The sequence below is a fragment of the Paenibacillus silviterrae genome (genome assembly GCF_030167925.1).
Classification (GTDB): Bacteria; Bacillota; Bacilli; order Paenibacillales; family NBRC-103111; genus Paenibacillus_G; species Paenibacillus_G silviterrae.
Genome location: NZ_JASKUT010000002.1, coordinates 2129886 through 2151561 on the forward strand (window position 1 = coordinate 2129886; position 21676 = coordinate 2151561).

Annotated in this window: 21 protein-coding genes; 17 read left to right on the forward strand and 4 right to left on the reverse strand. The window is 50.1% G+C overall.

Annotation, left to right across the window (positions count from 1 at the left end):
• Positions 1-14: 14 nt before the first annotated feature.
• Positions 15-491 (reverse strand): GyrI-like domain-containing protein, encoded by a 477-nt coding sequence (locus QMO62_RS32215; protein ID WP_284646590.1) that lies wholly within the window; start codon positions 489-491, stop codon positions 15-17.
• 22 nt (positions 492-513) lie between these two features.
• Positions 514-993, reverse strand: a complete 480-nt coding sequence (locus QMO62_RS32220; RefSeq protein ID WP_284646591.1) for a hypothetical protein — start codon at positions 991-993, stop codon at positions 514-516.
• Between the two features lie 150 nt (positions 994-1143).
• Between QMO62_RS32220 and QMO62_RS32225 the strand changes: the two genes are divergently transcribed.
• The 7 genes from QMO62_RS32225 to QMO62_RS32255 all read left to right on the forward strand — a co-directional run bounded on the left by QMO62_RS32225 (position 1144) and on the right by QMO62_RS32255 (position 9564).
• On the forward strand, positions 1144-2106 hold the full coding sequence (locus tag QMO62_RS32225) for a helix-turn-helix transcriptional regulator (protein WP_284646592.1): 963 nt from the start codon (positions 1144-1146) through the stop codon (positions 2104-2106).
• 659 nt (positions 2107-2765) lie between these two features.
• Positions 2766-3164 (forward strand): GNAT family N-acetyltransferase, encoded by a 399-nt coding sequence (locus QMO62_RS32230; RefSeq protein WP_284646593.1) that lies wholly within the window; start codon positions 2766-2768, stop codon positions 3162-3164.
• 174 nt (positions 3165-3338) lie between these two features.
• Positions 3339-3881 (forward strand): P-loop nucleotide/nucleoside kinase family protein, encoded by a 543-nt coding sequence (locus tag QMO62_RS32235; RefSeq protein WP_284646594.1) that lies wholly within the window; start codon positions 3339-3341, stop codon positions 3879-3881.
• Positions 3882-4101: 220 nt separating this feature from the next.
• The gene (locus QMO62_RS32240) at positions 4102-5391 is read left to right on the forward strand and encodes an NAD(P)/FAD-dependent oxidoreductase (protein ID WP_284646595.1); all 1290 of its coding nucleotides are present in this window, start codon (positions 4102-4104) and stop codon (positions 5389-5391) included.
• Positions 5381-6253, forward strand: a complete 873-nt coding sequence (locus QMO62_RS32245) for an RNA polymerase sigma-70 factor (RefSeq protein WP_284646596.1) — start codon at positions 5381-5383, stop codon at positions 6251-6253. Before QMO62_RS32240 ends, QMO62_RS32245 begins: the two co-directional genes overlap by 11 nt.
• A 375-nt stretch (positions 6254-6628) precedes the next feature.
• A complete protein-coding gene (locus QMO62_RS32250; protein WP_284646598.1) occupies positions 6629-7813 on the forward strand; it encodes an ABC transporter substrate-binding protein in 1185 nt (394 codons plus the stop codon).
• 101 nt (positions 7814-7914) lie between these two features.
• A complete protein-coding gene (locus QMO62_RS32255) occupies positions 7915-9564 on the forward strand; it encodes a right-handed parallel beta-helix repeat-containing protein (RefSeq protein WP_284646599.1) in 1650 nt (549 codons plus the stop codon).
• Positions 9565-9644: 80 nt separating this feature from the next.
• Here the strand turns inward: QMO62_RS32255 and QMO62_RS32260 are convergent, their stop codons facing one another.
• Complete coding sequence (locus QMO62_RS32260; RefSeq protein ID WP_284646600.1) at positions 9645-10523, reverse strand: AraC family transcriptional regulator; 879 nt, start codon at positions 10521-10523, stop codon at positions 9645-9647.
• 182 nt (positions 10524-10705) lie between these two features.
• Here QMO62_RS32260 and QMO62_RS32265 point away from each other — a divergent pair, with 182 nt between their 5' ends.
• The 8 genes from QMO62_RS32265 (at position 10706) to QMO62_RS32300 (ending at position 19031) form a co-directional block, all read left to right on the forward strand.
• Positions 10706-11110 carry a hypothetical protein gene (locus QMO62_RS32265; protein WP_284646601.1) on the forward strand — a complete coding sequence of 135 codons (405 nt, stop codon included), beginning with the start codon at positions 10706-10708 and terminating at the stop codon, positions 11108-11110.
• A gap of 100 nt (positions 11111-11210) precedes the next feature.
• The gene (locus tag QMO62_RS32270) at positions 11211-12248 is read left to right on the forward strand and encodes a phosphotransferase enzyme family protein (protein ID WP_284646602.1); all 1038 of its coding nucleotides are present in this window, start codon (positions 11211-11213) and stop codon (positions 12246-12248) included.
• Between the two features lie 84 nt (positions 12249-12332).
• On the forward strand, positions 12333-12761 hold the full coding sequence (locus tag QMO62_RS32275) for a TerB family tellurite resistance protein (protein ID WP_284646603.1): 429 nt from the start codon (positions 12333-12335) through the stop codon (positions 12759-12761).
• A 150-nt stretch (positions 12762-12911) separates the two neighbouring features.
• On the forward strand, positions 12912-14072 hold the full coding sequence (locus tag QMO62_RS32280) for a type III polyketide synthase (protein ID WP_284646604.1): 1161 nt from the start codon (positions 12912-12914) through the stop codon (positions 14070-14072).
• Positions 14057-14773: a methyltransferase domain-containing protein gene (locus tag QMO62_RS32285; protein WP_284646605.1), complete on the forward strand. Its 717-nt coding sequence runs from the start codon at positions 14057-14059 to the stop codon at positions 14771-14773. Before QMO62_RS32280 ends, QMO62_RS32285 begins: the two co-directional genes overlap by 16 nt.
• Positions 14770-15906 (forward strand): NAD(P)/FAD-dependent oxidoreductase, encoded by a 1137-nt coding sequence (locus QMO62_RS32290; RefSeq protein WP_284646606.1) that lies wholly within the window; start codon positions 14770-14772, stop codon positions 15904-15906. Before QMO62_RS32285 ends, QMO62_RS32290 begins: the two co-directional genes overlap by 4 nt.
• Before the next feature lie 21 nt (positions 15907-15927).
• A complete protein-coding gene (locus QMO62_RS32295; protein WP_284646607.1) occupies positions 15928-17949 on the forward strand; it encodes an MMPL family transporter in 2022 nt (673 codons plus the stop codon).
• 92 nt (positions 17950-18041) lie between these two features.
• Positions 18042-19031, forward strand: a complete 990-nt coding sequence (locus QMO62_RS32300) for a nucleotidyltransferase domain-containing protein (RefSeq protein WP_284646608.1) — start codon at positions 18042-18044, stop codon at positions 19029-19031.
• Here the strand turns inward: QMO62_RS32300 and QMO62_RS32305 are convergent.
• Positions 19018-19545, reverse strand: a complete 528-nt coding sequence (locus QMO62_RS32305) for a hypothetical protein (RefSeq protein ID WP_284646609.1) — start codon at positions 19543-19545, stop codon at positions 19018-19020. The genes QMO62_RS32300 and QMO62_RS32305 overlap by 14 nt on opposite strands.
• Positions 19546-19764: 219 nt before the next feature.
• Here QMO62_RS32305 and QMO62_RS32310 point away from each other — a divergent pair, with 219 nt between their 5' ends.
• Both QMO62_RS32310 and QMO62_RS32315 read left to right on the forward strand, forming a co-directional pair.
• Positions 19765-19938: a hypothetical protein gene (locus QMO62_RS32310; protein ID WP_284646610.1), complete on the forward strand. Its 174-nt coding sequence runs from the start codon at positions 19765-19767 to the stop codon at positions 19936-19938.
• Between the two features lie 288 nt (positions 19939-20226).
• Positions 20227-21663 carry an SWIM zinc finger family protein gene (locus QMO62_RS32315; RefSeq protein ID WP_284646611.1) on the forward strand — a complete coding sequence of 479 codons (1437 nt, stop codon included), beginning with the start codon at positions 20227-20229 and terminating at the stop codon, positions 21661-21663.
• Positions 21664-21676: the final 13 nt, after the last annotated feature.

Sequence of the window (21676 nt, forward strand, 5' to 3'; positions counted from 1 at the left end):
TTGCTCAAATCATACTATTTTTTAACCACAGGAACCCAAAATTCGCCGTAGAAAATACCGTCACCGTTTTCTTTGCGATAAGTCGCATTGGGACCGCCGATGTAAGCATAGTCAGTGATTTGCGACAAAACTTCGCCAAAAGCACGATAAGTCAACTGATCAAACAAAGTTTCCTTGTCGCCGGTTCCTGCGAGCACTATGTACTCGCTCTCTGGAAATTCTATGATGCGTGTTGCGTCAGCCACCGATTTGCTAGCTTCTACCGCGAAATAATTCCACGGTCTGCCTTGATAAACCTCGTTGACTGACCATTCGCGATCATCTTTTGCGGCCGCTTTGAGCTTATCAAAACGCCCGTCAGCCTTGAGTCCTCCCCAAAACTCTGCTTTTTCCTTCTGCAAAGCTGGCGCGTCTTGGAAATTGGATTGAATTGAAAAACCATAAGCGGTCAATGTAAATGATTTCTTATGTTCAACTGTGTAATTTGCCATGGGAGTGCTCCTTTGACTGAGATTAGCCTGCTACTTTTTTTGCACGAAGCCACATTTGGCCATAAAATGTACCGTCTTCAGCTGCTTTGACAAATGTTGAGTTACCAGGACCAACGTATGTGTAGTCTGTGATTTCTTGCAGCAGGCCACCGAAAACTTTGCCTGTTATTTCGTCAGCAAGGCGGTCTTTGTCAGCGCCTGTACCAGGCACGACGAGGTAGTCCCCAGCGAGGAAGTCAAGGACGACCGCGCCTTCCACGTCGTATGCGCCCATCACGCCGAAGCCGCGCCAAGCCTTGCCGTCGATGACGTAGTTGATTTGATATTCTTGCCCGTCAGCGAGCGCGAGAAGTTCGGCAAGCTTGCCGTTTTCAGTGATTTCAGCTTTTTTCGCTGTAGTTTTTGCTGCATTGCCTGCCCAGTCGTTGTAGTCTTCAAGTAAAACACCGAAAGCAGTCATTTTGTAGTTTTCTGAGATGGTTTGGATGGAGTAGTTAGACATCTTGATCTCTCCTTAGCGGATTTGTTTTTACAAGATTGATACTATTCTCTAAATGTATCAAAAAACGATACCTTTTATCGAATATCAAAAAGTATTGCAAAAACAGAATCAAAATCAGTACTGGTGCTACATTTCTGATACAATAAAATCATGAAAAAGACAGAACGAGTGAACCTGATCATGCGCTTCATCAATAACCGCGCGCATTTTACGATTGCAGAGATTCAGCGGGAGTTCAAGATTTCTCGCGCGACGGCGATCCGCGACATTAACGAGATTCAGGCGATGGGTTTTCCGCTGACGACCGAGCTTGGGCGCGGGGGCGGCTACAATGTCCTGAAAAATCAGTATCTGTCCGCCGTCCGTTTCACACCAGAAGAGCTGAAAGCGATATTTATCAGCTTTATCGCCTCGAAAAATTCGCAGCTGCCTTATTTGCAAAATCGCCGCTCCATCACTGAAAAGCTCATCGGCATCGCGTCGCAAACCCAGCACGACGAGTTGATCGAGCTGAATCATATCTTGCTTTTTGAAAATACAAATCCTGCTAATCCGAATCTTTTGGAACTCGATGATGCGGCGCCTGCGGAGTTGAACCAGTTGATTTCACTTGCCGCGCGGGATAAGCACTTGCGCTTGACGTATGAGCCGAGTCCTGGCTGGCCGCAGTTAATGGACGTTTTTTTGATTCATATTTTTAACTCAAACGCTCGTTGGCTGGTCGAGGTTTACGATCTAGATACCGATGAGTTTCGTTATTTGCCTGTTGAGATGCTGCGGGATTCGGCCATTTCTGAGCAGAAGATGAGGCGGTCTGAGCAAGAGATTTTAAGCAAAAAACGGCTTGGCGCACGTGAGTCCAATCTGATTGTAAAGCTTGATACGACTGGGATTCAGCGCTTTAAGCGCTTGCACCCGCCGGGGATTATTTTATCCTTTACAGGGATGTTCCAGTCGAGTGGGATTTTCAATGCTCAACTGGATGTAACCGATGTTGAGGCGCTAGAGTATTATGCGGATTGGCTTTTGTTTTTGGGGAAAGGGGTGGAGTTTGAACGAATTCCTGTTGAGCTGCGCTTGATTTTGGAAGAGCGGTTGAAGGGGAAGTGCTGACACTTTAACAAAAATACGTTAGGATAATAACCGGGCTGCAACGTTCGCGAGCCCGAGTCGGCCTGATGCCGCAGTAACCTCAAAAATTTTAGCGCTCACTCTATATAACATGCGAAATATCAGAACGCCGTGGCGAGCTGATATTTCGCTTTAGAGCTGATATGGAGAACCATACCATAAGTAGGGCTAGATTATTCGTACGGCAAGGGCGTAAAGACGATTATAGCAACCGAGCTACCGTCGAAAAGAAAAGGTGGGATCAACTCGCCCCTTGGATCGGTTCAAGCTGTTTGGAATCGCTCAATCGCTTTACGCTCTGCCTGATTAAGGTGCGAGTATGAAAGCTTTAACGAGTTCTTCATAATTTTCTTCTTTATAAAGCGATTGTCTAAGCGAGCAGCATAGAAACTGCTATTCTGCTTCCATAAGTAATATGTATCGGTTATGAGATCTGTCTTGTTGACGTCACGATAATAAGGTCCGCCATAGATTAGCAGAAGCAAATTATTTTATAGAGCGATTTTCTGACTTTTCATCAAACCGTCTTATGTTTTCCATTGAAAATTTGGATGGTGAAAATGTTGGTGGAATTTATTTAATGAGAATTTAATAATCGAAATGGAAATTAATTTGCTCAACGGGGAATGAGGCATGAACTAATGATAATTTATAAAAGCGGTGAAACACCCTCATCGAAGGAAATCATAGCACTATACAATAAAGCCAATTTAAGACGACCTAACGACGAGGGAAGAATGGAAATGATGTTAAAGAATGCAAATATTAAAGTATCTGCTTGGCATAACGAGAAGTTAGTGGGTTTCCTGAGAGCATTCACAGACTTTTGTTTTGATTGCTACATTAACGATATTGCTGTTGACCCAGAGTATCAAGGAATGGGAATCGGCAGAGGGTTAGTAGAGTATTTAGAACCACAGTTAGAAAAGGATACATTGATGTTCCTGATATCCGCCCCCGAATCTAAAAATTTTTATAAAAAAATCGGATTCAGTAATTTCAAAGATATCGAAGATACATGGCACCGAGTTATTAAATAACCCATTACAACATTAAGCAACCTAACTTGGGAGCAGTTTCAGCGGCAACTGCTTCTTATTCTTTAACGTAAAGGGCACCATAGTAGGTAAACAATATGTTAAGGAAAAATTTCCCTTCCCCTAAACTAAGTCTGGATATAATATGTGTTTATGCATATTTTAGGGGGATTTTTTGTGAAGAAAATACCTTTATTTATTGTCACTGGGGCAAGTGGCGTTGGAAAAACAACGGTTATGGGTGAACTACGCACTACAATGCCGGAGTTTGATGTATTTAGCACTGATATTGATAATTTTGGAACAACCGCGTCCAAACTAGAATACCAAGATAGATTTAACATATTGTTTCATTTTGCTAATGCTGTTGCAAAATCCGGAAGGGGAACGATAATTTGCGGCACATTGATGCCTTGGGCAGCAGAAAAATGTGATACTTACAATAAATTTAGTGAAGTATGTTTTATTAACTTACATTGCGATGATGCTACCCGTAATAATCGTTTGCGTAACCGAGGAGATAAAGCAAATTGGACCGATGAGAAGCTAAAAGAACATGAAGAATTTGCTCAGTGGCTTATTAATAATGCAGAAACTGCATACATCCCACCTATGCCCACAATTGATACTACATCACCCCCTCCATCTCAAGTGGCAGAGCAAATAAAAAGGTATGTCTTGAGTAAATGGAATGAACATAATGTGAATATGAAAGATTAAGCTAAAAAAGACTTTAGCTCAATAAACCACATGAAGCTGCCGCTGCGACCGGCAGCTTCATTACGTTAACGGGAGGATAGTTGAATATTATTTCCGGTGAACCGTATCACAATAACGGTAAAGCGGAGAGAGGAAATTTCCTTTAAATTTTTTTGCGTATCTGTCACATTTCTCATCCCTTGCCCGTCATACAGGTAAAATTGCGAAGGGATGATGAGCAATGCAAAAGGTTGATGTGGTCGTAGTTGGTGGAGGAATTGCGGGTTTAACCGCTGCTATTTACGCAGCCAAAGCCGGGAAACAAACGGTGGTCATTGAAAAACAGAATCGCTTAGGCGGCCGAGCCATTTCCAATAAGAAAAAAGGAGCTTACTTCAATTTGGGCGCGCATTCCTTGTATAAGGGAGATGCGTACGCGACTTTCCGGGATTTGGGGCTGACCTTGCAAGGAAAGCGGCCTTCATCGTTCGCTTATGGCGTTTGGAAAGGGAAATTGAGCCCCTTGCCTTCGGATATGAAATCCTTGTTTACGACCCCGCTATTGTCTTGGAAAGGAAAGTTGGAGTTTGCTTCCTGTCTTATGAAAGTTAAAAAAGCGGATACTCGTCAATTTGACAGGATCAGTATCCGCGAATGGGTCGAAGGGAATTTGCAAGATCCCATGGTGCGCAATATCTTTTATTCGTTACTTCGTGCCGCCAGTTATGTGGTCGGGCCGGATTTGCCAGCCGCGGGTCCTGTATTGAAACAGCTGCAGAATGCCCTTAAAGGCGCGTTGTACCTGGATCGTGGCTGGGGCGAATTGATCGAGGAATTGCGGAAAAAGGCATCCGATCTGGGCGTGCGGTTTTTAACCAATATCAAAGTCTCGTCCATCGATACCGGAGGCGGGATCGTACGGCAGGTTCTCTGTGAAGACGGAACGAAAATCGATACGCACCATGTTATTCTTGCCACATCGCCTTCTATTGCCAATGAGTTGGTGCCCTTTGCAGAAAAAACCGCCCTTCATACCTGGAAAGAACAAGCGATTGAGGTCACCGCGGCTTGCCTGGATGTGGCCTTGAAACGACTTCCCAAGCCCAAACAACAATTTGCTTACGGGATTGATCAGACCGTGCTTCTTAGCAATTATTCGCGTGCGGCTTATCTAAGCGACGACGGCGCGCAAGTCATATCGCTCATTAAGTACCAAGGGAAAGAAACGGACCCGGATAAAGATATGCAAGAACTGGAAGGCGTGCTGGATTTGATGCAGCCGGGATGGCGGGAAGAATTGATTGTCAAGCAATACCTTCCTAAAATGACGGTTTGTCATGACTTTATCCATATGAAACGTCTTGAGAATCCGGGACCCGCCGTCCCGGAAATACAAGGATTGTATGTAGCAGGAGAATGGGCGTCGCACGGTGAAGTATTGGTCGATGCCGCGACGGCAAGCGCCAGAAGAGCGGTACAACACATGCTCTCCCTTGAGGGTAAGGAGAGGAAAGCCTATTATGAGCACTGAGGAATTATATAAACGTTATAAAACGGAGCTGTTTTCGTTAGCCTATCGAATGCTCGGCAGCGTCATGGATGCGGAAGATATCGTACAAGATGCTTTTATGAGCTATGACGGACTGTCTGACGTCGGGACAATCCGAAACGAAAGGGCATTTTTATACAAAATCGTAACGAATCGTTGTCTTGATCTCTTGCGCTCGTCCGTCAAAAAACGGGAAATGTACGTCGGTCCATGGCTTCCGGAGCCCCTGATTGAAAAAGGGGCTTCGGATAACGATCCATCCAATAGGTATTTGCGGTCGGAGTCGATTTCCACGGCTTATCTCCTGCTTCTGCAGCAATTGAGTGCAACGGAAAGGGCGGTTTTTCTTCTTCGAGAGATTTTTCATTATTCGTTTGAAGAAATTGCCGATATTGTCGGGAAAAGCAGTGCGAATTGCCGGCAAATTTTCCACCGCGCCAAAAAAAGCATCCATTTCGACCCGGACCAACAACCGTCGGTTTCCATTGCGGAGGATAAGATTAAAGAGTTTGTGAATTCGCTGTTGCAAGGAAATACGACGAAGCTTCTTGAACTGGTTAGTGAGAATGTTGTGCTCTACTCGGACGGCGGAGGCAAAGTAAGCGCGGCACAAGTGCCTGTTGTCGGGTTTGAGCAAGTGCTGAAGCTTCATCAAAATGTGATCAACATGCATGCGGGTAAATTTACGTACTCGTTCCTCATGGTGAATGGGCTCCCCGGAATCCACATTCGTTTGGATGAAGGGATTCAATATGTTTATTCTTTTGCTTATCGAGATCATAAGATCGAAGCGATTTATACTGTCGCCAATCCGGAAAAGTTAAGACATTTGAATGGCAAGTGAAAATCAAATTGGGTGTTCTGAACAAGTCCTTGAAAATCAAGGACTTGTTTATTTTGAAAGCGTAAGCTTTTTAAATTAAACATGGATACCACGAAAGGACTCCGATAGGGGTTGGAGCCTCATAACACTGGGAGAGCAACCACGTTATATGATCACGCAACAAAGTGATAAAGAGGTCTGGTACATTAGATTATGTAATCATCAGCGCTGTATGATGCAATTGCGGGTAGGTGCTTCGAAATGAAAACGCTGTAAATAAAGGGGTGTGCAGTAATGTTGTTATTAGAACGTTGTAATAAGAGAGGCTTGCTGACAGGTGCTTTGACTATGGCGATCATGGTGTCCGGGTGCTCCCTAACTGGGAAACCCGAGAGCATGGCACCACAAGGCGATGAAGCGAAGACGGGGAATGAACCGGTAACCTTGAAGGTAGCCTTTTTCGACTCGGAGGAGCGGTTCAAGCAATTGACCCAAAATGAAGTGCTTAAGAGAAAATTTCCGAATGTGACTTTTGAGTACATGAAGTACAGTGAGCTGCAGAATGCAATAACGGCCGGTCAACCGCCGGACTTAATTGCCACGATTATCGCTCAGCTGGGCACACTCGGGGATTTGGGGTTGAAGCAGGATCTGGCCCCGCTGATTGCGCAGACGAAGATGGACATGAGCAAGTTTGAGCAGAAAAAAATCGAGGTCATCAAAAGCTACGGGGATAAGGGGGAAATCTACGCCCTGCCCGACACTCTACATGAAACAAGTCCATACAATACGTATGCCATTATCTATAACAAAGATGTCTTTGACCGGTTCGGCGAGCCATACCCGAAAAACGATATGACATGGGATCAGACGATGGACCTGGCCAAGAAATTTTATCGGTCAGACAACGGAGTGGATTATAAAGGGCTGGTTGTGCATAATGCTCCCTATTTTCTTGCGTTCCAAATGGGTCTTGAATTTGTCGGAGCCGACGGCAAGGTGCAAATAACCGATCCGAAGTGGATGGAATTGTTCCGCATCAATAAAAGGTTTTCCCAGGAGCAGGGCGGGTTCTTGCCGAAAGGCGGGATTTTCAGTGAGTTTGCGAAGAAAAATGTTGCCATGTACGCCGGAGATGCGAGCGTAGTGTTTACTTCGCCTGACAAATACAACGAATTGCAATGGGACGTAGCAACGTATCCGGTCTTCGGGGGCATGTCTCCGCATACTGTGGTTGGACCGAACGGGGGCATGTGGACGATTAGCTCGACCACGAAAAATAAAGAGCTTGCCATTCGGGTATTGGATACGATTCTTTCGGTTGAGGCGCAGAAATCGGTTCCCGGCTACAATTGGTGGGAGCACCCTCAGATGAAAACGAAAAATTTGGAGGTATTGAAAAAACCGAACTATCCGAGCGTGCGCAATAACAGCTATATGCTGAAATACAATGCTCAATTCCGCACAGAGGCGTCGAACGCGATAGGAAATATGAGCACGAATAATGAGGATATCAACACGGCGCTTCGTAAATTCCAAGAAAAATTTCAGCAGGTCATCGATACGGACGCCAAAAAATAGTGATCATGCCAGCCCTTTGATACGAGACTCAAGCACATTTCCAAACGGCAAGTTGTATCGAACGAGGATATGCACATTGTAATTGGAGGAGGAGTTTTGTTATGAAAACGGGTAAAGATGGCGGCACGAGGCTAAGCCGCAGAAAGCTGCTGGCCTCGTTAGGTCTCACGGGGGCGGCCTTCGCCTCCGGAGGTTTACTGAAAGCTTTCGGAAGTGCCGAAGGCAATGTTATGGGAGCGGTTTACGGGAATCCTCCCGGGTGGAATTCACGCAACGGGAATCCTCCTTGGTTGTTGAATTCCAGAACGTTTAATGTGAAGGACTGGGGCGTAGTGGGCGACGGCAACACCCCCGGCGATCGGAATTTGATCCAGAGCAAGATGGCGGAGCTTCAGCCGGGGGATGTGCTGTATTTCCCTCCGGAAGTGGATATATTGTGTCAACAGGCTATCGACATCACTGTGCCGAAGCTGAGGGTGACCGGCAGCGGCAGGCTGAGATTGGGCGCGGACAATACGTACATCATGAGGATATACGGCGATGATGTCATTGTGGACGGTCTGATCTTCCATAACCCGGCGGGATTGAAACGGATGGGAGAGCCGCATGGACAAGGCACGAGATCAGGAGCCGTCGAAATCAGGGCTCATCGTGTGACCGTGACACAATGCCAAATTGATCAAATGCTTATCGGTATTCTTGTGAATTCCGGAAGCTCAACAGTAGAATACACGGGCACCCGAATCGTCAATAACCAGATTACCAACTGCCTCGGTGCAGGTCGTGAGGATTTGGGAGACGCCGTCTGTGTATTCGGCTCCGACGCTGTAGTAGCAAACAATTATATCACCTGCAAAAGCGGAGAGGATCCGAGAATCGGAATCAACATTGAAGCTCTTGTCCATGTCGGCTGGCCCGTGCAGCGCAATCAGGACGGACATGGGGCTGTAGTCGGCAATGTCGTTGTCGGAGGCTTTCGCCGAGCCATTCATATTGAAGCCGACGGCGTATCCGTTACCGGCAATGCGGTAAAGGGGCAAACGTTCTGGGGGATTATGAATTACGGCAGCCGGAATGTCATCTCCAATAATGTGGTAGAGTCACCGAAATATAAAACCGCTCCCCCGGAAATGGGCTGGAATCCGGTTACGTCCGGCATTCAGATCTATCGCGGCAAAGCGGTGATAGTGGAAGGAAATACGCTTCTTGGCGGGTCGGCCAACGGTGTGAGGGTATACAAGCAGGCCGAAGGAGTGACGATCAAGGGCAACCAGCTGATCGGAGATTCGCCCTCGAACACGCAGTTCGGGATAGGTATCTTCATAGATGAGGCTCACGGCTGCATCATTGAAGGAAATATGTTTGCAGCCGGGTCGTGCTCGGGCCGGGGAATCAGTATATGGAAGGCGAAGGAATTGATTATCAAAGGAAACCATGTGAAGGGGTGCGGAGCGGAGGGCATGAAGCTGGAAGGCACCGTCGGCGTCCGGCACGATACCCTGATCGAAGGCAATGTAGTAAAGAACAATGTGGGCAGAGCCGTATTTCTGGCAAACTACAGCTTCACGACCGTCTGCGGAAACAACATTACAGATGACCAGCAAAGCAAAACGCAGACGGAAGGCATTTATTTGTACAACACAGACGATTGTCTTATATATGGAAACGGATTGGACGGTAACTTGAACGCGGCTCTGCATAATAGTTTGTCGGATCGGCTAGTCATGTTCGGCAATAGAGGGTTGGAGTAAACGTCTAAAGAAGAAAAGCCTGGCCCCTTTTTTATTACGGAGGCAAGGCTTTTTCGTCTGTGTCGGCACTATATGCCATGCTATTCAATCCACTTGGGCGAGATCAGCTCATTCTCAATTTGGAGTCTGTACTCCGAGGGAGAGAGACCGGTCAGCTGCTTAAATTGCTTGCAAAAATAGGCACCTCCCTGAAAGCCCACCCTCCGGGATACTTCTTTCACGGAAATATTGGTGGTCGCAATGATGGCGGCAGCTTCTTTAATACGTCTGGCTATCAGGTAAGAGGTCATTGTGCTTCCGGTATGCTTCTTAAACAAGCGGGAAGCATGATAGGGCGATAAAAATACGGAATCAGCCAGCTCCTGCAGGGAAAACGGCTCACGGAAATGCATCTCCAGCCAATCCAGCATTTTCTCGACATGGTGCTGGGAACGGGTGGTCGCCGGTAAATCGTCCGGATGCAGGTTGCTGATCCATTTACGTATAATTTTCAGCAGCTGCAGGAAGAAGATGGCATAGTCCTCTTGTGAGGTATGTTCCCCGTTCCTCAACGATTGACGGAAATCATGGATCAGCTTCTGTAGCAGGTTGTCCTTCTGTAGATAGAAAACCTGAGCCGGCAGTTCAACCTTAAGAAGCTTTCGAAAAAATAAATACAGCTCCGGAAAAGGCGTCAAATAGGGCTCCGCCCCGACCGGATTCACAAAAAATACGGACCGCTTGTACTTGGACTCTATATATACTTTATGAATCTGAAACGGCTGTAAAAAAATCAGGGTGTCATTTTCTACAGGGTAAAGCTTGTGGTCAATAATGACATGTCCGCTGCCCTCGTGGATGAACAAAAATTCCATGCCCTGGTGAGAGTGAAATACGCTGAAAACCTCCGTGGTTTCCCTATGCACAAAGTTCATAAATTGATTTGGCTGAAAATGTTCACCTGGAGCAGGTTTCGGCATGGTAGCTCCCCCTGTTTTTCGGAGTGTTAGTTCATTACTTATTATAAACGATTCCCGCTGCCTTTGTCCGTCTTATTCGGAATATTATGGAAAACCGGGAGTTTCTCCATACTCGCACAAGCCGTTCGAATTGCTTGGACATATACTGTTCTGTTAAATCAAAACAACAGGTGGTGTACCCAATGTCACGAAATATCAAAAGGCGTCATCGTACAACAGCCACGCGTCGCAAAGCATCACAGGCTTTTGTAACGGCTGAATCGGTACGCGGCATGATCGGCATGCCGGTTTGTGCGGTACTCAAGGACGGATCGGTCTATGTAGGCACGCTTGAGGCAATGGAGAATGGGGCTTTGTCATTACACGGGTTACGCAGCGATCGTAAAATATCCGCTAAAAAAGATAAAGCAAAGGCTCAGATTTCGATGCTGGGCTTGCTCGGCTCTTTATTCGGCGGTATAGGCGGCGGCGCCGCGGCAGGTGTCGGGGCGGGCGGCTTTGGCCTCGGCAATATGGGGAGCTTGTTCAAGATCGGTCTTGGTGCTATGCAGTTCATTTTTCCATTGATCAAGGGATTTAGGATCTAATCTTGTGGGCATGGCAATCTCCCCAAGTCTATACCCATTCTTTCCCATGCGTTTGCAGCGCGGATGGTGTAGGATAGGGGATAGGAGGGGATGAATTGACATGGAATACGAGGTAGAGAAGCTGTTCGAAGAGCGAATTCTTCAAGAAGCGGGAGACCGCTTCGGTCTGAAGCGAGGGATATATAAGAAGCTTGGGGATTTTGAAAACTATGTGTTTGAAGGGGTAAGGGAGAAGGAGGGGGAGCCGGCTATACTCCGTCTAACCCACAGCAGCCATCGCTCGGAGGAGCAGGTTCAGGCGGAGCTGAATTGGATACGGTATTTGACGGAGGAAGGCGGCTTGTCCATTCCCGGATGCATCTTGTCGCGGGAAGGTCGGCTTACGGAGAGGATAGAGGCACGAGATGGGGGAACGTACTTCACGGCAGGTTTGTTCCGGAAAGCGGAGGGACACCTGCCTGAATTCGACAACCCTGAGGAATGGAATGCGGAGCTGTTCCGAAGCTGGGGAAGCATCACCGGGCAAATGCACAAGCTGACGACCCGGTACGAGCCGGCCCCCGGAGCCGCAAGACGCCCTGCATGGGAGGAGGATGATCTCCTGGAGAACGCGGCGGAATATACGGCTCCCGGGGAGGAATTTGTACTGGAAAGGCTGGAGGCCGTGCTGACCCGGCTTCGGAGCCTCCCGAAGGGAACGGACGCCTACGGACTGATCCACACGGATATTCATCCTCGCAACTTTTTTGTAGATGGCCGTGGGGGACTGCAGGTGTTCGACTTTGACGACTCCGCTTACAACTGGTTTATCCACGATATTGCCATTCCCTTGTATTATTCCTTAAGCTGGGGAGTACCGGAATCTTATATGGGGGACCTAGAAGCTTTTGCTTCGGACTTCCTGTCAGCATTCTGGCAGGGATACCGGGAAGCATATGAGCTGCCTGCGGAATGGCTCTCGGAGCTGCCGACCTTCTTGGCATTCCGTGACCTGAATCTGTACCTGGTCATTCGTAAAAAGGTTGCCCCCGGTGAAATGAACGAGCGAATGACCCGTTGGCTGGGGCAGATCGTTGAGCGGATCCGGAGAGGAGAGAGCATCGTCCGTCTCGCAAGCTGGAGCCCGGATCACGGATAATGGATTCGAGGCTAATGAAGGAAACGCATACAGACTAACAAGCGTATATACTTACTAGTGACGATAATATGCATATTGAAAGGAATGACCCCATTGTTTTTGCATTTTCTTCAAACCAAGCAGCATAAAGAAGCATTCCTGGCTTTGGCGGATGCAATTATTAAAGCGGATGGTTTTATAACCAAGAACGAACGAAGCCACTTGAAATCATTTCTTAGTGAGATGGAAATGACGGAAACGGATTACCAGCCTAAGGAAGTAAAGGATATTTCCGAAATCGTAGGCAGCATAGACAATGATCAGGTGAAACATATTTTTCTGGCTGAAATGTTCTTGCTGATCTATGCCGATGGGAATTATGCCCGGGAGGAGAAGCAAATCGTCAAGGAAATGCAGCGTGTTATGGGGATTTCGGATGAGACCGTCCATGCATTAAAGGAATGGGTCATTCAAATGGATCAGCTGAAAATTAACGGGCTAAAAATCATTTTAGGCCAAATGGAATCGAAATAACGGAGCGAAAGCGGATTACATCCTTCTGTAATCCGCTTTTTTGCTGTTCCCGATGGAAATTCCCGCAAAGCCTCTACTTAACACATATAACAGGACAGCGATTAATAAGATGGGATATAGAGTAGACAAGAACTAGAGGCGGGTGAAGCGATGGATAAAGAGGGAATGGCAGCAGCGATTGTAGGTCTTGGAACGGCGCTTCCGGAGTACAAAGTCGAGCAGGCCGGCGCAGCCTCACGGTTGGCGGAGGCGCTCGCAGACCGGCCGGATTCGGCCCGGTGGGCCCGACGTATCTTTAAGCAGTGCGGTGTGGAGACCCGGTATACCTGTGAGCCAAATTTACTTGATCCTCCAGGGACATGCCGTTATTTGGCAAATACGCCATATGAGCATATTCCAACTACGGAGGAACGGATGGAGCTGTACCGGCACGCCTCCGTTCCTCTGGCAATAAACGCAGCGACAAAAGCATTGAAGGACGCCGGTTTGGATTCCGGCCAGATGACTCACCTGATTACCGTAAGCTGCACCGGGATGTTTCTGCCGGGATTGGACGCGGTGGTGGCCTTCGAGCTGGGAATGTCTCACGAGGTTCGGCGGACGCCGCTGCAATTCCTTGGCTGTGCGGCAGGGCTCACCGCCCTTCGCACGGCAAGCTCGATCGTTCAGGCGGACCCCGAAGCTAAGGTGCTGATCATTAGTGTGGAGCTGTGTACCCTTCATATCCAGCCCTCCGACAAGAAGGAGGACCTGTTCGGTGCTGCCTTTTTCGGCGATGGAGCGGCTGCAAGTGTCGTCACTTCGGTGCCGAAGCAAGAGAAGAGCTGCTTTGTACTGGGGGATGCACTGACGAGCCTGTTTCCCGGTTCCGCGGAGGAAATGGTCTGGCGGCTTGGAAATCACGGTTTCTCGTTGTATCTGTCACCGCGAATTCCGCAGCTGATCGGTCAGTATGTTCCCGAGGCTATTGACCGACTGTTGGCAGGGGCGGAGTACCCCGAGCTATGGGCGATTCATCCGGGGGGACGGGGAATTGTCGACACGCTTCAGGAGCTGTGCGGGTTAAGCGAGACCCAGACGATGGCCAGCAGGACGACCCTGCGTCATTACGGGAATCTATCGTCGGCGACGATCTTTTATGTGCTGCAGGAGATGAGACGGGAGCTGGCCGAGCTGGATGCCGGCAGGCGCGAAGGGCTTGCGCTTGCTTTCGGGCCGGGGCTTCAAGCGGAGCTGATGCGGTTTGCCTATCGTCCCGCCGTTGGAGAGGAAGGGGCCATGGAGGAGGAAGCTGCATGCCGGGCCGGTTGAAGAAGCGCTCACTCGTGCCGGAGTTCATGGATGATTTCAGCCAGGGCGGGGACTCGCTTCGGGAAGCGCTAAAGCATCTGCGGCGCCTGAACCGTCTGTTCGCAGCAGCGGGACCTACCCTCTACGGCGTGGAACGGCTCTGGAGGGAAGCGGGATGCCCCGCTGCTCTAAGCTTGCTCGACATAGGAGCGGGCTCCGGCGACATTAACCAACGGCTGCTGCGCTGGGCAGATAAGCATGGAATACAGCTCCGGATCCTCTTAATGGATATCACGGAGGAGGCATGTACGGAGGCGAGGCTGCTCTACAAGGGAGAGCCAAGGGTTGAAGTCGTTCAGGGGGATGTGTTTGCATTGAAAACAGCTTGTGCGGACGTGGTGACCGCAAGTCAATTCCTCCATCATTTTTCACCGGAAGAGGTTCCAGCGGTGGTAAGGCATCTGCTTGGGGCGGCTCGCTACGGAGTCGTCATCAATGACATTCATAGACATCCCGTAGCCTGGGGTGCGGTTTGGCTGGCGACCAGGCTGCTATCGCGTAACCGTTATATCCGGCATGACGGCCCCCTCTCAGTGGCCAAGGGGTTTCGCTCCGGAGATTGGAAGGAGCTTCAGGTGACATTGGGGTTTCATACGCAGCTTCATTATACTTGGCGACCGTTGTTTCGCTATGCGGTGACCGCCAGAAGGGTGGAGCTATGAACCGGCCGGAGACGGAAGACTGGGACGTCATTGTTGCAGGCGCGGGACTGGCGGGCACAAGCCTTGCGTATGCGTTGGCCGGGAGAGGCTGGAACGTGCTGCTCGTGGACCGGCATACCTTCCCGCGTCATAAGGTGTGCGGAGAATTCTTATCGCCGGAAGCGGGTCGGAGCCTGGCCGCGCTAGGTCTGGATTCGCTAGTCCGATCCTTGCGGCCGGCCCTCATTGATACCGTTCGGATCACCTGCGATGCCGGACCGACACTGGAGGCGCCTCTGCCAGGGCAAGCATGGGGACTCAGCCGCCGTAAGCTGGATCTGGTTTTGCTCGAGGCAGGCGAACGACAGGGAGTCACCGTATGGACAGGGGCAACGGTTACCGCCATTCATGAGCTTCTCCCGGAAGGCTATCAAGTGGAGCTGCGCTATGCAGGCGAGAAGCGGATCCTCAAGTCCCGCGTTGTGGCAGGGGCTTGGGGTCGCAGCAGGAATCAGAAGAAGTCCGTCCCTGCCTCCTCCTATATCGGGCTGACAACGCATCTGCGAAGCTCCAGCCCTAAGGCATCGGAGGTGGAGCTTTACTTTACCGAAGGAGGGTATCTCGGGATATCCCCTATCGAAGGCGGGAACTGGAACGCAGCGGCCCTCGTGCGCGCGGAGGCCTTCCGCGCATCCGGATCAACGATGCAGGGGATGTGGGATCGGATGGGGGCGGGGAATGCCGAGCTTCGAACGAAGCTTGCGCCCGAAGCCCATATTCCCGGGACGGCTGCGGCGGTAGCGCCTGTCATGCCGGGGCGCCGGATTTGTGCATGGGACAAGTCTCCCCATGTAGGGGATGCGGCCGCGGTCATTTCGCCGTTAAGCGGCGACGGGATGGCGCTGGCCCTTCGGTCGACCGAGCTAACCGCGGAGTATGCGGATCGGTATTTGCGCGGGAGCCTTACGCTCTCGGATTGGAGACGCCAGTACGAGGCGCAGCTGCGGACGGAATGGACCGGCCCCCTCCGCTGGTCCTCCCTGCTGCAGACGGCTCTGCAAAGTCGTTCGCTCGCTCCTTTGCTGCTGAGGCTCGGCTCTGCGGCGCCTTGGCTGACGTCCATGTGCATTCGCAGGACAAGACTCATCCGATAATCGGTTAGGGGGAGTCTCGAAATGATAACCATGCTTGCGAAGTGGTCGGTGAAGTACGCCCGAAGGATCATTCTGTTCTGGGTGTTCTTCCTCTCGGCAGCCGTGCCCTCGGCACTCCAGCTGCCCCATGTGCTGAACGACCATGGACTGCGTATTGCGGGCTCCTACTCGGAGCTTGCGGAAAAGAGGTTAGCCTCTGAATTCCACCTGCCGCGTGAGCCGATCATACTGCTTTTCCGGAAGGAGGCTTCCATACCGGAGGAGCAGCTCCTTCGCGCGATCGAACGTGCGATACAATTCGTTCAACCGATCCCTGGTGTCGGGGAGCTTGTGACGCCATGGGATCAAGAGGGAATGCAGGCAGAAAATGCGGCCTATGTTCTTGTCGGTTATCACCTGCAAGGGCAGCAGCTGGACCGGTTGATCAGGGAGCTCCGAAGCCGACTCGTGCAAGAGCAGGGGATCTCGGTGGCGCTAACAGGGAAGCCGGTTGTGCAAGCGGATGTGAACGCGTCAAGCCGTCTTGACCTGAGCCGGGCGGAGCTGGTAGGCTTGCCCGTCGCCTTCCTCATTCTCTGGTGGGCGTTCCGTGGACTGAGAGCAGCGTTCATTCCTATAGCAGCCGGTCTGGTGAGCGTAGCAGGAGCCATGGGGATCATGCACGCGATAGGAACGGAGCAGCCCTTATCCGTATTCGTGCTGAACGTCATTCCCATGGTGGGCTTAGCTTTGAGCATCGATTTCGCCCTCATTCTTGTTAGCCGGTTTCGGGAGGAGCAGCGGCGGCAGCCTGCCTTACAAGCGCTCGCGGACACCTTGAGGACTTCCGGCAAAGCTATTGTATTCTCCGCCCTATGTGTGCTTCTAGGACTCGTTGGCGTTTGTTTCTTCCGTATGACCATATTCACCTCCGTCGCTTTTGGGGCCATGGTCGTCCTGGCTTTGTCCACTGTCGTTACCTTAACACTTGTTCCCGCTCTACTGGCGGTAATGGCCGATCGGTTGCAGACAGGAGATTACGACCGGAAGCAGGACGGCTTCTGGCAGAAGCTCTCTTCTTATGTCATGCAGCGTCCGGTCCGCATCTGTATGCTGTGCATCGTACTGCTGCTGGTCTGCTTGGCCCCGGCTGCGGAGCTTAGGCTTGCCGTACCGGACGCAAAATCTCTGCCGCCGGACGCTGAGTCCAGACAAGCGGCTGAAGCATGGGAAAGGCTGTTTCAACCACCCGGCTCCACGTCTCTGTATTTTATTTCCAAAGCAAAGAGTCAGCCGCGGGAAGCTTCGATTCTCGTCCAAGAGCTGCTGCAGGACTCCATGGTAGTGCCGCACAGCGTTGTCTCTCATACGGCATCCTCCGGCACCAGCCTTATTCGGCTTTCCCTGTTAGGCAGCACGGATGCTCCGGCTGTGATGGCATGGCTTCGCAATGCGGAGCACAGCCGCACAAACTGGCTGATCGGAGGCGAAGCAAAGTATCGGCAGGAGGTGCTGGATCAGCTCATTTCTCACATGGATGAAGCCGCCCTGTTTATCCTTGTTAGTAATGTATGCATTCTGCTCATTGCCTTCCGGTCGGTCTTGCTTCCGCTTAAGATGATCCTGATGAACATGCTTAGTCTTGGAGCGGCATTCGGCCTTTTGGCATGGCTTTTTCAAGAAGGTCGGTTAGGTCTTGAGGAAACGGATGTCGCAGTGATGATCCCTGTATTTATCTTCGGCCTCACCTTTGGAATCAGTATGGATTACGGGGTGTTTCTCATATCGCGGATGGCGGAGGCTTACCGGAGAACGGGAAGCAATGCCAAGGCCGTACAGCAAGGTCTCGCTTTGACCGGCAGGCTGATTACTTCGGCAGCCGCTATTATGATTGCGGTGACGCTCCCCTTCGCCACAGCCGGCGTATCGGGCGTCAAGCAGCTCGGTATCGGAATCGCCTGTGCGGTACTGATCGACGCAACCCTCATCCGCATGCTGCTGGTTCCCGCCTTTATGAAGCTGATGGGCAGGTGGAATTGGTGGTTTCCCGGAACGAAGATCTAGCTTCGATTGTAAAAAAGTCCAATTGCAGGAAAATAACTTCAGCCCTATACTACATCCAAAGGAATCATGAGGAAGCAGGGGGGGAGTTTTGCATGCATTGGAAAGCGAAGCTGTACAGTAATGCCAATCAAATAGCAGCCGGATTTATGAAGGATCCGCGAATTCTGGGTGTAGCACTTGGAGGCAGCCTGGGACGCGGGGTCGCCTGGAAGCATTCCGATCTGGAGCTGTGCATTCTGGTCGAGGAGCGGATCGAGGAATTTCAGCATTTTAACGTGATGGAAGGCATGGGGGTCGAAATTTTTCAGTTTACAAGACCGCGTATAGAACAGTTCCTGGTAGACTTCAAGGGGCCGGATGAGTCGGTACTGGAATTTCGAATTCAAATCTACGGCTGCAGAATCATTTACGATCCTACGGGACTTCTCAGCGAGTTTAAAGCTACGTTCGACCGTAGTTTATTTCACGAGAAGGTGACCGGCTTGAAATCCCGTGAAGCACTCCGTCAAGCAGACACGCGGTTGGACAGGGCCAAGGAATTGTTAGGCGAGGGGCGGTTTCGTACAGCCGCAGCGCATTTGCGCATCGGACTCAATGACTTGATCTTGGCTGCCTATTGGCAGCACGGAATGCTCCCAAGGAGCCAAAACCGCACCGAGTATTTTTTGAAGAAAAATATTCGCGTTTTCGGGCATGACCAATTGTATAAAGCTTTCATCCGGGCCTTTTGTCTGGATCAACCGTTGGCGCAGATGAAGGAACGCCTCTTGCAGGCCAAAAGGGAAATTCATTCCTTGGCTGAGACGCTGTGGGGCAGCAATTCGCCTCAGTTTTTTCAGCAGGCGGTTGACGGGAACCTCGAATGGGGGTACGACAAAAGCATACTTTACGTCTACAAATACTGCGTGCATCGAATGCAGTGTTCGAGCCTGCAAGAGGCCGAGGTGTACGATCGGGAGTCGTATAACGAACAGTACGGCCGGCTTTACCGGTTTCTCGATCTGGAGGAGCTGGGGCCCCGGGATGTAAAGGAGATGGTGAGGCTTTATGAAGCGGCTAGAGGTAAATCTACGTGTTCATAGTAAGCTTGCCTTTCTTTTCTTGTCTTAGGGACTTATATTTCCTTTTAAGATACTCAAAGAAAACGATGGTCAAGGGCTGTACGATCAAATAAGTGATATAGGAGTAAGCCAGGGTCCAATCTTTATAGTGAAACACCCGAAAATGGACGCAAATCCATTCAAACCATGTGGCTAACTGCGCGCAGATGATGAGATAAATCGCAGTATAAATACCGGTAATTCGCTGCCGGTGGAAAAAGTAAATAAACAAATAACCGGCCGCAGGATAAATGGCCCATGTCAGCAAATCAATGATATCAAAAATAGGTAATTCATTGGTGTCGTATAGATCAAGGGGCTTTACACCAAGTGTGTTATCCGCCCCTTTGGCAAGACTTAAACTAAAAAACATAACCAAGATGGATAGAGACCTTGGAAACAAGCTGGGCAGGCGATAAACTAACGTATAAGCTATACAAAGAGTGATGATAATGAACCAATCGTTCTCATTCATAGTCTGGGGCAGCATGTTCAATTGGAAAACCCCTCCTTAATAAGCAATTGACGGAATGCCGAGATGGACAGGAAAACAAGGCTGATGAGCAAGACCGGTCTTAAGATCCAAATGACATAGGGCCATTGGGAGGGGAAAGACCATACTCCGATGAAAATAAGCGCAGCATCCTCTCCGAGGAGCAAGACGGTACCTAGAATAAGGAGGAGTACTTTTCCCGACCATTTACGCAGCAAGCGCATGCCATCAATCGTCCAAATCACTACTATCGGCGACCATACATATAAAGACAACACTCGAAGCAAAAGATGGTCAAGTCTGTTTGAAATGTCGATTAGCTTTAAATTTAAAGAGAATATCGTGAAATACGCGTCATCGAGAAAAACGATCATCATCCAGGAGAAGATGATTTGAAATATGCTGAGATGTTTTGGAGCCGCCGAATAAAAAATAATCAAGGTAATAGTTGCTATTAGCAGCCCAACGCCGGTTATCGTGTCGATAGGAAATATTCCTCCTTTTGTTGGGATTTTTTGATAGCTTCCCCGCTAACCGGATAATTCATTCAAGGATGCAGCCCTCACTTTATTGATTGCAGAGCATCGTCCTTATTAGGTGAAGCTTTACCTCAATTGTCATGAAAAAGGGAAACAAGGAATATTATGGGAAAGTTACTTATACCATGTTGTTGTGAGGTTAGCGATGATTAACGTAACGGAATCCTATGTGGACAGCTTGGCTCAGAACAGCGGTGCGATTAAGAACGGTAAGGATTTGGTCAAAAAAAATAAGTTTCCTCTGCTGCAGCATTCGGAGGATGGAACGCTGCTATTCGGCGAATGTCAAGGGAGCGGAAAGGAGCCGTACCGATGCTCCGTCGATTTTGCAGCCCCCGGCCAGCCGGTGTTCCGCTGTTCTTGTCCAAGCCGGCAGTTCCCATGCAAGCATAATCTTGGCTTGATGTATGCCTACGCGGCAGGTCAACCGTTCGCGGCTGTCCCGATTCCGCCGGATATTTTGGAGAAGCGGGAGAAGGCGGAAAAGCGCGAGGAGAAGAAAAAAGAATCGGCCGATTCGGACGCCCCGCAGACAAAACGCAAAACGAACAAGGCAGCGCTCGCCAAAAAAATCGCGTCCCAGCTTGAGGGGATCGTTATGGCGGAAAAGCTTATTGAGCAAATGGTGCAAACAGGCCTAGGAAGCGTAGATAAGAGCATGCTGCAAACGATGGAGGAGCAAACCAAGCAGCTCGGTAATTACTACATTCCTGGGATTCAAAAGGCGATCCGCGACGTAATCCTGCCTTTTCGGATTCATACGGACCGGGAGCAAGCCTACTCCGAAGCGATTGACCGGCTGGCAGTTCTGCAATCACTGCTCAAGAGGAGTAAACATTACCTGCAGGAAAGACTGGATACACCGGATTTGCCTGTCGATATGAACTCCTCTTTGGAAGAGTGGATCGGCCATGCATGGCAGATGGCGGAGCTGAGAGAGAACGGGCGCGTTCGTTCCGATGCTGAGCTGCTGCAGCTTGCCTTCCGTTCGTATTCGGATGACGCGAGGGGAGAATTCGTAGACGAAGGCTTCTGGGCCGATCTGCAGAGCGGGGACATTCGGCTGACCCGCACGTATCGTCCGTTCCGGGCGGCTAAATACATACGCGAGGAAGACTCGGTGTTTGACGTGGTTAAGGCAAAGGAGGTTGCACGATACCCAGGGGACGGCAATGCCAGAGTGCGCTGGGAGGAGGCGGTGCATCGTCAGGCGGCTTCGGAAGACTATAAGCGTGTGCAATCGTTTGCTAAGCCGTCTTACCCTGACGTAATCAAGGCGGTGAAAAATCAGATCAAGCATCCGTTGTCGGATAAGCATCCGGTCGTTCTTTTACATTATAAAGAGATTGTTCGGGCCGGCGAATCCTATGTTCTGCTGGACGAAGATAACCGGCAAATATCTATGGCGGATATCGCTTATTTGAACGAGCCTACGACTCATTTGCTCCCGATGCTGAACGAAACGCTGCTGAAGAGGCAGGCGGTCCTTGTCATGTTCGAGCAGCGGATGCAGGAAGGACGCTTGACAGCGCAGCCGCTGAGCATCGTGACACCGGAGGCGGTCGTTCGCCTGCTCTACTGACGCTACCAAAGCT

Coding starts and splice junctions, on each gene's coding strand:
- QMO62_RS32215 (WP_284646590.1), bottom strand. CDS start 491: ATGGCAAATTACACAGTTGAACATAAGAAATCATTTACATTGACCGCT.
- QMO62_RS32255 (WP_284646599.1), top strand. CDS start 7,915: ATGAAAACGGGTAAAGATGGCGGCACGAGGCTAAGCCGCAGAAAGCTG.
- QMO62_RS32275 (WP_284646603.1), top strand. CDS start 12,333: ATGACCCCATTGTTTTTGCATTTTCTTCAAACCAAGCAGCATAAAGAA.
- QMO62_RS32290 (WP_284646606.1), top strand. CDS start 14,770: ATGAACCGGCCGGAGACGGAAGACTGGGACGTCATTGTTGCAGGCGCG.
- QMO62_RS32230 (WP_284646593.1), top strand. CDS start 2,766: ATGATAATTTATAAAAGCGGTGAAACACCCTCATCGAAGGAAATCATA.
- QMO62_RS32310 (WP_284646610.1), top strand. CDS start 19,765: ATGCCATCAATCGTCCAAATCACTACTATCGGCGACCATACATATAAA.
- QMO62_RS32245 (WP_284646596.1), top strand. CDS start 5,381: ATGAGCACTGAGGAATTATATAAACGTTATAAAACGGAGCTGTTTTCG.
- QMO62_RS32265 (WP_284646601.1), top strand. CDS start 10,706: ATGTCACGAAATATCAAAAGGCGTCATCGTACAACAGCCACGCGTCGC.
- QMO62_RS32225 (WP_284646592.1), top strand. CDS start 1,144: ATGAAAAAGACAGAACGAGTGAACCTGATCATGCGCTTCATCAATAAC.
- QMO62_RS32220 (WP_284646591.1), bottom strand. CDS start 993: ATGTCTAACTACTCCATCCAAACCATCTCAGAAAACTACAAAATGACT.
- QMO62_RS32295 (WP_284646607.1), top strand. CDS start 15,928: ATGATAACCATGCTTGCGAAGTGGTCGGTGAAGTACGCCCGAAGGATC.
- QMO62_RS32300 (WP_284646608.1), top strand. CDS start 18,042: ATGCATTGGAAAGCGAAGCTGTACAGTAATGCCAATCAAATAGCAGCC.
- QMO62_RS32270 (WP_284646602.1), top strand. CDS start 11,211: ATGGAATACGAGGTAGAGAAGCTGTTCGAAGAGCGAATTCTTCAAGAA.
- QMO62_RS32315 (WP_284646611.1), top strand. CDS start 20,227: ATGATTAACGTAACGGAATCCTATGTGGACAGCTTGGCTCAGAACAGC.
- QMO62_RS32240 (WP_284646595.1), top strand. CDS start 4,102: ATGCAAAAGGTTGATGTGGTCGTAGTTGGTGGAGGAATTGCGGGTTTA.
- QMO62_RS32285 (WP_284646605.1), top strand. CDS start 14,057: ATGCCGGGCCGGTTGAAGAAGCGCTCACTCGTGCCGGAGTTCATGGAT.
- QMO62_RS32250 (WP_284646598.1), top strand. CDS start 6,629: ATGGCACCACAAGGCGATGAAGCGAAGACGGGGAATGAACCGGTAACC.
- QMO62_RS32280 (WP_284646604.1), top strand. CDS start 12,912: ATGGATAAAGAGGGAATGGCAGCAGCGATTGTAGGTCTTGGAACGGCG.
- QMO62_RS32260 (WP_284646600.1), bottom strand. CDS start 10,523: ATGCCGAAACCTGCTCCAGGTGAACATTTTCAGCCAAATCAATTTATG.